Source organism: Kribbella sp. NPDC006257 (assembly GCF_040613535.1).
Taxonomy (GTDB): domain Bacteria; phylum Actinomycetota; class Actinomycetes; order Propionibacteriales; family Kribbellaceae; genus Kribbella.
Genome location: NZ_JBEXSJ010000002.1, coordinates 57,815 through 70,290, shown reverse-complemented (window position 1 = coordinate 70,290; position 12,476 = coordinate 57,815). Strand labels below are relative to the sequence as shown.

The following is a 12,476-nucleotide window of genomic DNA, read 5'->3' as shown; positions in this document are numbered from 1 at the left end:
GCATGGGTCACGTCGATGTCGCTGGAATCGGGTTCGAGTTGCCGGACGGACGGGTGTTGCTGGACGACATCACGTTCCGGGTCGGGGACGGGGCCATCGTCGCGCTGGTCGGCGCGAACGGTTCCGGCAAGACCACGCTGACCAGGATCATCGCGGGCGACCTGAAACCGCACAGCGGCAGCATCGCGCGCTCCGGCGGGCTCGGGGTGATGCGGCAGTTCGTCGGGTCCGTGCGGGACGAGTCCACCGTGCGCGACCTGCTGCTGGGCGTCGCGCCGGCCGCCGTACAGGCTGCTGCTGCCAAGCTCGACCAGGCCGAGCTGGCGATGATGGAGGCCGACGACGAGAAGACCCAGCTGAAGTATGCGCAGGCGGTCGCGGACTGGGGCGAGGTCGGCGGCTACGACGCCGAGGTGCTCTGGGATGTCTGTACGACGGCCGCGCTGGGCATCCCGTACGACAACTGCCGGTGGCGTGAGGTCAAGACGCTGTCGGGCGGTGAGCAGAAGCGCCTCGTGCTGGAAGCGCTGCTGCGCGGTCCGGACGAGGTGCTGATGCTCGACGAGCCGGACAACTACCTCGACGTACCGGGGAAGCGGTGGCTGGAGGAACAGCTCAACGCGACCCAGAAGACGGTGCTCTACATCAGCCACGACCGGGAGTTGCTGGCCAACACCGCGACCCGGATCGTCACGGTGGAATTAGGGGCCGCAGGCAACACTGCCTGGACGCACGGCGGCGGGTTCAAGACCTACCACGAAGCGCGCAAGCACCGGTTCGAGCGGTTCGAGGAACTCCGCAAGGTGTGGGACGACGAGCACGCGAAGCTGCGCGCGCAGATGCTGATGTACAAGCAGAAGGCGGCGTACAACTCCGACATGGCCTCGCGCTACCGGGCCGCGCAGACCCGGTTGCGCAAGTTCGAGGAGGCCGGCCCGCCGCAGGCGATCCCGCGCGAGCAGAAGGTCAGCATGCGGCTGACCGGCGGCCGCACCGGCAAGCGCGCGGTGGTCGCCACCGGCCTCGAACTGACCGGCCTGATGAAGCCGTTCGACCTGGAGGTCTGGTACGGCGAACGCGTGGCCGTGCTCGGCTCGAACGGCTCCGGCAAGTCGCACTTCCTGCGGCTACTCGCCAATGGTGGAACGGATCCGGACATCGAGCACCAGCCGATCGGCGAGGTGCCGATCGCGCCGGTCGCGCATACCGGCACCGTGAAACTCGGTGCGCGGGTGCGGCCGGGCTGGTTCGCGCAGACGCACGAACACCCGGAGCTGATGGGCAAGACGCTGCTGGAGATCCTGCACCGCGGCGACGAGCACCGCGACGGGATGGGACGCGAGCTGGCGTCGCGCAAACTCGACCGGTACGAGCTGGCGCACGCCGCCGAGCAGACCTTCGACAGCCTGTCGGGTGGTCAGCAGGCGCGCTTCCAGATCCTGCTGCTGGAGCTGTCCGGAGCGACCTTGCTGCTGCTCGACGAGCCGACCGACAACCTGGACGTCGAGTCCGCCGAGGCACTGGAGGAAGGCCTCGACTCCTTCGACGGCACGGTTCTGGCGGTCACCCACGACCGCTGGTTCTCCCGTGGCTTCGACCGCTACCTGGTCTTCGGCAGCGACGGCTCGGTCTACGAGTCGCCGACGCCGGTCTGGGACGAAGGCCGGGTCGAGCGCGCTCGTTAGTCCTTGACGCACCAGCCGTCGCGGTAGGCGGTCCATTGTTCTGGGGTTGCCGTGTAGTCGACGTACAGGGCGAGGCCGAAGTTCTGCCGGGTGGATCTGCCGAGGCCGAGACGGGCGCCGCGGACAGCGGCTTCGACCGTCTCGGCCGATCCGCGGTGGGACACGTTGTCCTCGTAGTACGCGGGTAGTCCCATCAGGAGGTCGGTGCGTGGCGGGGTCATGGCGAGCGCCATCTCGGTCTGCTGGGCGACGAAACCGCCGTACAGGGACTCGAGTGGCATCGCGGTGTCGTAGGACATCACCGCGATCTGCTCGACCCGGTTCGCGACCTGTTCGAAGTACCCCTTGGTCCACCATTTGCTCTGGCCGGTCAGGGCAACCAGGACGCCGTTCATGCCGGGGCGCGGGTTGAGTTGGGCGGCGGCGACAGACAGCGGTACGCCGTGCGCCTTGGTCACCGCGTGCACCTGGTCGAGCAGGGCGAGGAAGCTCTTGTCGCCGGACTGCAGCGGCTCCAGGTCGAAGTGGATGCCGTCGAAACCCTGGCCGAGCACCTGTTCCGACGAAGCGGTCACCCGGTCGCGGACCGCGGCGTCGTCGAGGTTCATGCCGGGGTCCTTCTGCGGCAGCACGACATCGCCGAGCCAGGCCTGGACGCGGACGTTCGGCATCGCCCGGTGCACGGCGTCGACGAACCAGCGGGTCTTCGGCGAAACGGTTGCCAACGGCAAGGATCCGTCGTGTTCCAGCGGGCCGGTGTGGACATAGAGATCGCGGATGCCGGTGCCGTCGAGTTGCCGGGCGAGGGCGGTGATGTCGGCCGGCGTCTTGCGTCCGTCGACCCAGGCGTGACCGAGCCAGAGCGCGTCGTGGCCGCGGCTGCGCGCATCGGCGGACGGCGTACCGGCGTACGAGCTGCGCAATGATGTCGCGTGCATGCCGAGGGACACCGGAAGCACCAGCAGGAAGGCGATTGCGATGATGACGAGCACCCGGCGACGGCGGGACCAGCGCTTCTTCATCTAGGCCGCAGACCGTCGTACAGGAGGTCGAGCATCTTGTCCCGGACGGGTGGCTCGAGGCCGGCGGCGGTCGCGCCCCGGGAGGCGCCGATCAGCAAGGCATACACCTCGGGGAAGTCGGCATCGGCCCGTACTGCGTTGCTCTGCTGGGCGCGGCTGAGCAACTTCCCGAACGCCGCGCGCATTCCGGCTCCCGCGCTCCGGGCTGATTCGCCGGCCGCCGCCCCGGCGGCGACCAGCGCCTCCGAGATCGCCAGCTTGGTCGACGCCTCGGCGACCACCTGACTGAAGAACCCGAAGAAGGCGGTCCCGGCGTCCGGCTCGTCGACGAGTTCGGTGGCGCGGTCCCGCAGCCGCTCCAGCCGGACGGTCAGTACGGCCTCGAGCAGTTCGACCTTGGTCGGGAAGTGCCGGAAGACGGTCCCGATCCCGACCCCGGCGAGCTTCGCCACGTCCTCGGTGGACGCGCCCGGCGCCCGGCCGAAGACTTCCTCGGCCGCCGCCAGGATCTTGTCCCGGTTGTCCCGCGCATCAGCTCGCACCAGCTACCCCTCCTCGGTGTACCGCCCAGCCTAGGAGACGCCGGTGCCCGCTCGCTGGTTGTAAACGGAGTCGGAACTCCATATATTCGGAGTAGCTACTCCGCTTAGAGAGGATCCGCCATGACTCCCACCGAGGTGTTCCTGCAGCTGGTACGCGGCGTCTGCGACCGCCGGTACGACGAACTGCCCGACCTGTACGCCGAACAGACCGACGTGCGGCACCCGCTGTCGCCGTACGGGGACAAGCCGCTGCTCTCCCGGCAGGCGCTTCGCGAGCACTTCGCGGCCGTCGTGCCGCGGGCCGGCGCCGCGATCCGCTTCGAGCCGGCCAACCTGCGGATCCACGAGACCAAGGATCCGGAGGTCATCGTCGCGGAGTTCGACTATGCCGGCACCGTGATCGAGACCGGCGAGCCGTTCACCGTGCCCTGCATCTTCGTCCTGCGGATCCGCGACGGCCTGATCGTCGAGTCCCGCGACTACCTCGACCACATCGCGATGTCCCGCGCTCGCGGTCGACTGGACGAACTCATCGCCGTACTGCGGGAACCGGTCGGCGAACCAGCCGCGTCGTAGTCCCCAGAAGCGCAGAAACGACCCCGGTCCGAGCCTCTGCAGCCGGACCGGGGTCGTTCCCAAAAATGGATCAGCGGTCGCCGATCGGGACGTACTGCACGCCCCGGGCGCCGGTGTAGATCTGCTTCGGGCGCGCGATCTTCTGGTCGGAGTCGCCGAGCGACTCCTTCCACTGCGCCAGCCAGCCCGAGGTGCGCGGGATGGCGAACAGCACGGTGAACATCTCCGGCGGGAACTGCAGGGCCTCGTAGATCAGGCCGGAGTAGAAGTCCACGTTCGGGTAGAGCTTGCGGGAGACGAAGTACTCGTCCTCCAGCGCGATCTTCTCCAGCTCGACGGCGATCTTCAGCAGCGGGTTGATCCCGGTCACCTCGAAGACGTCGTCGGCGGCCTTCTTGATGATCTTGGCGCGCGGGTCGTAGTTCTTGTAGACCCGGTGGCCGAAGCCCATCAGCCGCTCCTCGCCGGCCTTCACACCTTCGATGAACGAACCCACGTTGTCGACCGAGCCGATCCGGCGCAGCATCTTCAGCACCGCCTCGTTGGCGCCACCGTGCAGCGGGCCGTAGAGGGCGGCGATGCCGCCGGTGACCGCGGAGTACGGATCGACCTGGGTGGAGCCGATCGCCCGGACCGCGTTGGTGGAGGCGTTCTGCTCGTGGTCGGCGTGCAGGATGAACAGGATCTCCAGTGCGCGCACCAGCCGGTCGTCGGCGGCGTACTTGGGCTCGCTCATCTTGAACAGCATCGACAGGAAGTTCGCCGCGTAGCTGAGCTCGTTGTCGGGGTAGACGTACGGCTTGCCCTGCGCGTGCCGGAAGGCGAAGGCGCCCAGCGTCGGCATCTTCGCGATCATCCGGCGGATCTGCAGGTTGCGCGACTCCTCGTCGAAGATGTCGCGCGACTCCGGGTAGAAGGTGGACAGCGCACCGACCGAGGCGAGCAGCATGCCCATCGGGTGCGCGTCGTACCGGAAGCCCTGCATGAAGGTCTTCAGGTTCTCGTGCACGAACGTGTGATACGTCACGTCGTGCGCCCAGGCCTCGTACTCCGCCTTGTTCGGCAGCTTGCCGTTGACCAGCAGGTACGCGACTTCCAGATAGTTGGACTGCTCGGCGAGCTGCTCGATCGGGTACCCGCGGTACTCCAGGATGCCCTTGTCGCCGTCGATGAAGGTGACGGAGGAACGGGTGGAGGCGGTGTTGACGAAACCGGGGTCGTAGGTGGCCAGGCCACCGTCTCCTTCGGCCGCGCTGATCTGCTTGAGATCCGCGGCACGGATGGTGCCATCGGTGATGGCAAGGTCGTAGTCCTTGCCGGTCCGGTTGTCCCGGACGGTGAGCGACTGTTCGGTCACAATGCCCTCTTCGCAAGCTGGCGTCATCGCCCGGTGAGTGAGGGTTATCGTCGCCGGCGGGACGCGGATCGGACTGCAATCTTCACCGCTAAACTAGTGCGGTCCTCAGCTCGTTCCAAGCCGGGGTCCTCAGTCGGTGCGGGCTCACTTTGACCCAAAGGCGCCCGCGCCGGTATTCTGGGCTGTCGTTGTGCGTATCTAGGTCTGTTCCCGGTGTCACCGGGTATGGCGGGCCGCTCGCCGACGCCCGTATCAGTTTTGTCAACCTCTGAGAAACGAAGGTCAACGACCGTGCGCACGTACAGCCCGAAACCTGCTGACGTCACCCGTGAGTGGCATGTGATCGACGCCACCGACGTCGTGCTCGGTCGGCTCGCCGTCCAGATCGCCACGTTGCTGCGCGGCAAGCACAAGCCGACGTTCGCCCCGCACGTGGACGGCGGTGACTTCGTCGTCGTCATCAACGCCTCCAAGATCAGCCTGTCCGGTAAGAAGCGGACCGACAAGCTGGCCTACCGCCACTCGGGTCACCCGGGTGGTCTGACCGCCACGCCGGTCGGCGAGATCCTCGACAAGGACCCTCGCAAGGCCGTCGAGAAGGCTGTCTGGGGCATGCTCCCGAAGAACCGTCTCAGCCGGAAGCTGCTCAGCAAGCTGAAGGTGTACGCCGGTCCGGAGCACCCGCACACGGCCCAGCAGCCCAAGACGTTCGAGATCACCCAGATCGCTCAGTAGTAGCGGTCGACGAGCCAGTTAAACGAGGATTCCCAGCGTGAGCGACATCACCACCGAGACCGAAGACCTCGACACCGAGGTGCCCATCGACACCGAGGGTCCGGTCGCCTATACCTCCGAGACGAACCCGAGCCCGGAGCAGCGCGCCGAGTCCGGCCGCGTCGCGGTGATCAACCCGGCCGGCGCGACCGGTCGCCGCAAGGAGGCCGTCGCTCGCGTCCGCCTCATCCCGGGGACGGGCAACATCACCGTCAACGGCAAGCCGATCGACGTCTACTTCCCGAACAAGGTTCACCAGCAGCACGTGAACGAGCCGTTCGTGGTGGCCGGCCTCGAGGGTTCGTACGACGTGATCGCGCGGATCAACGGTGGCGGCATCACCGGCCAGGCCGGTGCCCTGCAGCTCGGGATCGCCCGCTGCCTGAACGCCGCCGACGAGGAGGCGAACCGGCCCGGTCTGAAGAAGGCCGGTCTGCTCAGCCGCGACGCGCGGATCAAGGAGCGTAAGAAGGCCGGTCTCAAGAAGGCCCGTAAGGCTCCGCAGTACAGCAAGCGCTGATCACCTGATGTCGCGTTTGTTCGGCACGGACGGAGTCCGTGGCCTGGCGAACGTGGACCTGACCGCGGAGCTGGCTCTCGACCTGTCGGTCGCAGCTGCGCACGTACTCGGCGAGGCCGGTGCCTTCGAAGGGCACCGGCCACGCGCCGTTGTGGGCCGGGATCCGCGTGCCAGTGGTGAGTTCCTGGAAGCCGCCGTGGTGGCCGGTCTGGCCAGCGCCGGCGTCGACGTCTTCAAGCTGGGCGTGCTGCCGACCCCGGCCGTCGCGTACCTGACCGGTTCGACCGGCGCCGATCTCGGTGTGATGTTGTCGGCCAGCCACAACCCGATGCCGGACAACGGCATCAAGTTCCTGGCCCGCGGCGGGATCAAACTCGACGACGTCATCGAGGACGCGATCGAGGCCCGGGTCGGCGAGGAATGGCAGCGCCCGACCGGCGCCGCCGTCGGTCGCGTGCTGGACGACGGGCAGGGCTTCGAGACGTATGTCTCGCACCTGGTCCGCTCGGCCCCGAACCGCTTCGACGGCCTCAAGGTCGTCATCGACTGCGCCAACGGCGCCGCCTCACTGACCGCCCCGGAGGCACTGCGCCGGCTGGGTGCCGAGGTGATCACGTACGGCGCGTCGCCGGACGGCCTGAACATCAACCTCGAGTGCGGCTCCACCCACATGGAGGGCCTGCGCCGCGAGGTGATCGGTCACCGCGCCGACCTCGGCATCGCCCTCGACGGTGACGCCGACCGGTGCCTGGCGGTCGACGCCTCCGGCGAGCTGGTCGACGGCGACCAGATCCTGGCGGTCCTGGCGCTGGCGATGCGGGACAGCGGCCGGCTGCACAACGACACCGTCGTGGCGACCGTGATGAGCAACCTCGGCTTCGTCCAGGCGATGGTCCGTGAGCAGATCGCGGTCGAGCAGACCAAGGTCGGCGACCGCTACGTGCTGGAGGCGATGAAGGCCGGCGGTCACAAGCTCGGCGGCGAACAGTCCGGCCATGTGATCCTGTCCGACCACGCGACCACCGGCGACGGCACGCTGACCGCGGTCATGCTGCTCGCCCGCGTCGCCCAGACCGGCAAGTCCCTCGCCGACCTGGCCGCCGTGATGACCCGGCTCCCGCAGATCCTGGTCAACGTGCCGAACGTGGACAAGACGCGGGCCGGCACCGACGCTTCGGTCCAAGCCGCCGTGACCGCGGCGACCGCCCGCCTGGGCGACACCGGCCGCGTCCTGCTCCGTCCCTCCGGCACCGAGCCGTTGGTGCGGGTGATGGTCGAGGCCGAGTCCTCGGCGACGGCCGACGAGGTCGCCCACGAGCTCGCCGACGTCGTCGCCCGCTCCCTGAAGCTCTGATCCGAAGCCCTTCGGCCCCGTCGTACAGGGCCAAAGGGCTTCGATGCACCTGTTGCCGGTCTAGTCTCGGGAGCGGCAGTAGCCGCTGCCGGGACCTGCGGTAGGAGTGTGAGATGGCGGACGGACTGAAGTTCGGGTTGTACGGACTGCATCGGGGCAGCAGTGCCGAGCCGGGGAGGATGGCCCGGCGGGCGAAGCTGGCCGAGCAGGTGGGGTTCGAATCGCTCTGGGTCGGTGACCACATTGCGTTGCCGGACAACGACGACAACCCGCGCGAGCAACCACGGATCGAGGCACTGGTCGCGCTCGCCCATCTGGCGGCACTCACCGACCGGATCCGGCTGGGGGCCGGGGTGATCGTGCTGCCGCAGCGGCAGCCGGTGCTGCTGGCCAAGCAGTTGGCGTCGATCGACCACCTGTCGAACGGGCGGCTCACCGTCGGGATCGGCGTCGGTTACCTCGAGCCCGAACTGTCCGCCCTCGGTGTGCCGCTGGCCGAACGGGGCGCCAGGACCGACGAGTATCTGGCCGCGATGCGGGTCTTGTGGGCCGAGCCGGAGCCGCGGTTCGACGGGCGGTTCGTGGCCTTCGCCGACGTCTTCGAACGACCGCGGCCGGTGCAGCGACCGCATCCGCCGATCGTGGTCGGCGGACAGTCGCAGGCGGCCTACCGTCGGACGATCGAGCAGGGGAACGGCTGGTACGGCTGGGAGCTCAGCGTCGAGCAGACCGCGGCTGCACTGGCGGACCTAGCTGAGGCAGCGAAGCGCTGGGAGCGGCCGGCCGAGTTCGGCGAGCTGGAGATCACTGTCACGCCGGACGGTTTTCCCGACCTGGAAACGGCCCGCCGGTACGCCGAGCTCGGGGTGCATCGCCTGCTGCTCCAACCCCCGACCATGGACGGCACCGCCATCGACGAACTGATCGCCCGGGCCGCCGACACCCTGATCGGCCAGCTCTGACCCTCAGGATGCGGCGGCCCACCGTCCTTAGAGGCCGACCACCTTCAGGACCGACGGCCAGCCGTCCAGGGTCGCCCGGAGCCGCGCGTCCTCGACGGTGTCCAAGGCTTCGGCGTAGGCGGATTCGAGGACGTCGGCGATGCGTACCGGCGTACCGGTCGAGGCTGAGCGGACCGCGGCCTCGACCATCGCGACGCTGATCACGTTGGAATGCACCTCGGACTGCGGGACGGTCGAGGTGCGGACCGCGTCGACGAACTCGGCCAGCGAGCCGGCGATCTCCTCGGGGTCGTCGACCTCTACGGCCGGCAGCGGATCGCCCGAGGCCAGCTCGGCGACGGGCGGCTGGTCGCCGTCCCAGATCGCCGTACCGGCGGAGCCGACGGCTCGCCAGCGACCGTTCCAGGAGGTCTCCAGACCCGGCGCGCACCAGCTTCCGGTGAAGGCGAACCGGGTCCCGTCGGCGAACGTGAACAGCGCCGAGGCCGCCGCGTTGCCGTCGAACCAGCTCCATTCCGGGTTGTACGACTCGCAGTACACCGAGACCGGTTCGGCGCCGATCAGCTTGCGAGCCAGATCGAACTGGTGGATCGCCATGTCGATCAGCAGCGGCTCGGCCATCCGCTCCCGGAACCCCTCGAAGTGCGGGGCCTTGTAGAACTCGCACGACAGCGACCCGATCGTGCCGAGGCTCGCCAGTTGCCTGCCGAAGGCAGCGCCGGTCCGGAAGTAGCGGCGGGATTGCGAGACCATCAGCAGCTTCCCGCTCAGCTCCGACGCCGCGATCATCGGCAGGCACTCCCGGACCGTCTCGGCGAGCGGCTTCTCGCAGAGCACCGGAAGCCCGCGCAGCAAGGCATCCACGCTCACCACGGGGTGTGCGAGCGGCACCGTGACGTCGATGACCGCGTCGGCGCCGCCGGCCAGTTCGCCGATCGAGGACGCCACCGGTACGTCGTGGAATCCGTGCTCGTCGGCTGCTGCCCGGGCGACCTCGAGGTCCAGGTCGACCAGGCCGGCCAGGACGACGTCAGGATTGGCGGCGATGGTGCGCAACCAGGCGCGGCCCATGCCACCCGCACCGGCCTGCACGACGCGGAGCGGTTCAGGCATCCGCCTTCTCCTCGATCGGCCCCTGGTAGCCCTGGCCGTTGAAGAAGTCGCCGGTCTCGTACCGGAGCAAGGTCGGAACGGCGCGCTCCGGCCGGTCCGACTTCGCCCAGGCGACGCCGTTCGCGATCACCTTGCGAACGTCCTTGTGGTGGTACACCGGGAAGTCCTGGTCGCCAGGGGAGAAGTAGAAGATCTTCCCGTGCCCCCGGCGGAACGTGCAGCCGGAGCGGAACACCTCGCCGCCGGAGAACGACGAGACGAAGATCAGCTCGTCCGGCACCGGGATGTCGAAGAACTCGCCGTACATCTCCTGCTGCTCGATCTCGATCGGGTGCGGGATCCCCTGCGCGATCGGGTGCGTCGGGTTCACCGTCCAGACCAGCTCGCGATCCCGCTCGCTGCGCCAGCGCAAGGTGCACGAGGTGCCCATCAGCTTGCCGAAGATCTTCGACCAGTGGCCGGAGTGCAGAACGACCAGGCCCATCCCGGACAGCACCTGCTGGTAGACCCGCTCGACCACCTTGTCCTCGACCTCGCCGTGCGCGGCATGCCCCCACCACACCAGTACGTCGGTCCCGGCCAGCACCTCCTCGGTCAGGCCGTGCTCCGGCTCGTCCAGCGTCGTGGTGGACACCGTGGCCTCGAGGTTCTCGCGGATGCCGGCCGCAATGGTCTCGTGCATGCCGTCGGGGTAGATCTCGGCGACGTGCGGCTCGACCTGTTCATGCCGGTTCTCGCCCCAGACGAGTACGCGAATCGTCATCATTCGTGTCCTTTGCAGTGGGTTATTTGACGGCCCCGCCGATGGCACCGGCAGCGATGTACTTCTGCGCGGCGATCAGCAGCACGATGGCCGGGACCGCCGAGAGGACCGCGGTGGCCATCACCGCGTTCCAGTTCTGTACCTGGGTGCCCAGGTACTGGTAGATGCCGAGGGTGACCGGCCGGATGCCGCCCTTGGTGGTCAGCGTCAGAGCGAACAGGAAATCGCTCCAGGAGAAGAGGAACGTGAACAACCCCGCGGTGATCAGGGAGTTCCGGCTGATCGGCAGCACGATCGCGACGAAGGCCCGGACCAGCCCGGCGCCGTCCACCCGCGCGGCCTCCACCAGCGACGGTGGCAGCGAGAGCATGAACGAGCGCAGGATCAGGATCGCGAACGGGATGCCGCTGCTGCAGTTCGCCAGGATCAGGCCCGGGATCGAGTTCAGCAACCCGATCCGTTCGTACGCCGTGTAGAGCGCGTTGGCGATCACGATGCCCGGGATCATCTGGGAGATCAGGATGGCCAGCAACCCGATCGACACCCAGCGGGACCGGAACTGGGACAACGCGTAGGCGCACGGGGCCGCGATGGCCAGGCTGAGGACAACCGTCCCGGCCGCGATGATCATGCTCGTGACGAGGTTGCCGCCCTGCTCGCTGAGCGCCCGCCGGTAGCCGGAGAACGTCGGGTGCAACGGCAGGAATCCGGCCGTCAAGGTGTTCCCGGACGGTTGCAGCGACGCGTTCACCATCCAGTAGACGGGGAACAGCATCACGGCCAGGATCAGTACGCCGATCACGGTGTGAGTCGCGCGACGGACAGTGGAGTCGGACATCGGCGTACCCCTACTCGTCCACGGCACGCCGGGTGCCGCGCAGGTAGAAGATCGCGAACAGGAACGAGATCGCGATCAGGATGTTGCTCAGCGCGGCGCCCTCGCCGAACCTGAAGTCGACGAACGACCGCTCGTACGACTGGGTCGCCAGGGTCTGCGTCGCGTTGGCCGGACCACCGCCGGTCAGGCCGAGGATGATGTCCAGCACCTTGATCGTGTAGACGACACCGAGCATCAGCAGCACGCTTGCGACCGAGCGCAGGTTCGGCCAGGTGATGTAGCGGAACGCCCGCCAGCCCATCGCCCCGTCCAGCTGGCCGGCTTCGTACAGCTCTTCCGGGATCTCCGCCAGGCCGGAGTACAGCAGGGTCACGTTGAACGGGACGCCGATCCAGATGTTCACGCCGATCACCGCGATCAGCGCGACCGACGGCGAGTTCAGCCACGGCACCGGTTCGCTGACCAGGTGCAGCCCGGTCAGCGTGCGGTTGAGGATCCCGCTGTCCTGCTCGAGGATCGAGCGCCAGGTCGCGCTCGACACGATCAGCGGCAGCAGCCAGGGCAGCAGCAGGAGCGCCCGCAGTACGCCGCCCAGCGGGAAGCGCCGGCGGAAGAACAGCGCCAGCGCGAGCCCGATGCCGAACTGGAAGACGATCGAGCCGATGGTGAACAACGCCGTGTTCACCATCGCCTGCGAGAACAGGTTGTCCCGCACCACCGTGCTGTAGTTCCGCAACCCCACCCAGGGTGCCTGTCCGGTGAAGAAGGTCTTCAGGCTGTAGTCCTGCAGACTCATCAGCAGGTTCTTCACCACCGGATAGCCGAACAGCGCGATCATCGCCACGGCGGCCGGCAGGACGAACAGGATCTTGGTCAGCTCCTCGCCCCGGCGGCCCCGGGACCTGCGAGCAGGTCCCGGGCCGGTGGTCCGGGCCTCGTCGCGGGTCAAGGTCGGTGCCTGCGTCATCGC

Annotated in this window: 13 protein-coding genes; 6 read left to right on the top strand and 7 right to left on the bottom strand. The window is 68.1% G+C overall.

Annotated features, from left to right (window positions below; translation table 11 throughout):
* Window positions 1–2: 2 nt before the first annotated feature.
* Window positions 3–1,685, top strand: coding sequence for an ATP-binding cassette domain-containing protein (locus ABZ004_RS02455; protein WP_355677984.1), 1,683 nt, complete (start codon window positions 3–5; stop codon window positions 1,683–1,685).
* On the opposite strand, the gene ABZ004_RS02450 is transcribed toward ABZ004_RS02455, so the two are convergent.
* Window positions 1,682–2,707 carry a hypothetical protein gene (locus tag ABZ004_RS02450; protein WP_355677983.1) on the bottom strand — a complete coding sequence of 342 codons (1,026 nt, stop codon included), beginning with the start codon at window positions 2,705–2,707 and terminating at the stop codon, window positions 1,682–1,684. The two genes, ABZ004_RS02455 and ABZ004_RS02450, sit on opposite strands and share 4 nt — an antisense overlap.
* On the bottom strand, window positions 2,704–3,249 hold the full coding sequence (locus ABZ004_RS02445; protein ID WP_355677982.1) for a helix-turn-helix domain-containing protein: 546 nt from the start codon (window positions 3,247–3,249) through the stop codon (window positions 2,704–2,706). Before ABZ004_RS02445 ends, ABZ004_RS02450 begins: the two co-directional genes overlap by 4 nt.
* Window positions 3,250–3,369: 120 nt before the next feature.
* On the opposite strand from ABZ004_RS02445, the gene ABZ004_RS02440 reads away from it, so the two are divergent.
* Window positions 3,370–3,825 carry a nuclear transport factor 2 family protein gene (locus tag ABZ004_RS02440; RefSeq protein WP_355677981.1) on the top strand — a complete coding sequence of 152 codons (456 nt, stop codon included), beginning with the start codon at window positions 3,370–3,372 and terminating at the stop codon, window positions 3,823–3,825.
* A 70-nt stretch (window positions 3,826–3,895) separates the two neighbouring features.
* On the opposite strand, the gene ABZ004_RS02435 is transcribed toward ABZ004_RS02440, so the two are convergent.
* Window positions 3,896–5,182 (bottom strand): citrate synthase, encoded by a 1,287-nt coding sequence (locus ABZ004_RS02435; protein WP_355677980.1) that lies wholly within the window; start codon window positions 5,180–5,182, stop codon window positions 3,896–3,898.
* Window positions 5,183–5,473: 291 nt separating this feature from the next.
* Here ABZ004_RS02435 and rplM point away from each other — a divergent pair, with 291 nt between their 5' ends.
* From rplM to ABZ004_RS02415, 4 genes are all read left to right on the top strand, one after another.
* A complete protein-coding gene (gene rplM / locus ABZ004_RS02430; RefSeq protein ID WP_355677979.1) occupies window positions 5,474–5,917 on the top strand; it encodes a 50S ribosomal protein L13 in 444 nt (147 codons plus the stop codon).
* 37 nt (window positions 5,918–5,954) lie between these two features.
* Window positions 5,955–6,476, top strand: coding sequence for a 30S ribosomal protein S9 (gene rpsI, locus ABZ004_RS02425; protein ID WP_355677978.1), 522 nt, complete (start codon window positions 5,955–5,957; stop codon window positions 6,474–6,476).
* Between the two features lie 7 nt (window positions 6,477–6,483).
* Complete coding sequence (gene glmM / locus ABZ004_RS02420; RefSeq protein ID WP_355677977.1) at window positions 6,484–7,830, top strand: phosphoglucosamine mutase; 1,347 nt, start codon at window positions 6,484–6,486, stop codon at window positions 7,828–7,830.
* Between the two features lie 113 nt (window positions 7,831–7,943).
* Window positions 7,944–8,792: a TIGR03619 family F420-dependent LLM class oxidoreductase gene (locus ABZ004_RS02415; protein ID WP_355677976.1), complete on the top strand. Its 849-nt coding sequence runs from the start codon at window positions 7,944–7,946 to the stop codon at window positions 8,790–8,792.
* Between the two features lie 27 nt (window positions 8,793–8,819).
* On the opposite strand, the gene ABZ004_RS02410 is transcribed toward ABZ004_RS02415, so the two are convergent.
* The 4 genes from ABZ004_RS02410 to ABZ004_RS02395 are packed head-to-tail and all read right to left on the bottom strand — an operon-like array spanning window position 8,820 to window position 12,473.
* Entirely contained in the window at window positions 8,820–9,905 is a 1,086-nt protein-coding gene (locus ABZ004_RS02410; protein ID WP_355677975.1) for a Gfo/Idh/MocA family oxidoreductase, read from the bottom strand.
* Complete coding sequence (locus ABZ004_RS02405) at window positions 9,898–10,668, bottom strand: ThuA domain-containing protein (protein ID WP_355677974.1); 771 nt, start codon at window positions 10,666–10,668, stop codon at window positions 9,898–9,900. Before ABZ004_RS02405 ends, ABZ004_RS02410 begins: the two co-directional genes overlap by 8 nt.
* A 22-nt stretch (window positions 10,669–10,690) precedes the next feature.
* On the bottom strand, window positions 10,691–11,506 hold the full coding sequence (locus tag ABZ004_RS02400) for a carbohydrate ABC transporter permease (RefSeq protein ID WP_355677973.1): 816 nt from the start codon (window positions 11,504–11,506) through the stop codon (window positions 10,691–10,693).
* 10 nt (window positions 11,507–11,516) lie between these two features.
* The gene (locus ABZ004_RS02395) at window positions 11,517–12,473 is read right to left on the bottom strand and encodes a sugar ABC transporter permease (protein ID WP_355677972.1); all 957 of its coding nucleotides are present in this window, start codon (window positions 12,471–12,473) and stop codon (window positions 11,517–11,519) included.
* Between the last annotated feature and the right edge of the window lie 3 nt (window positions 12,474–12,476).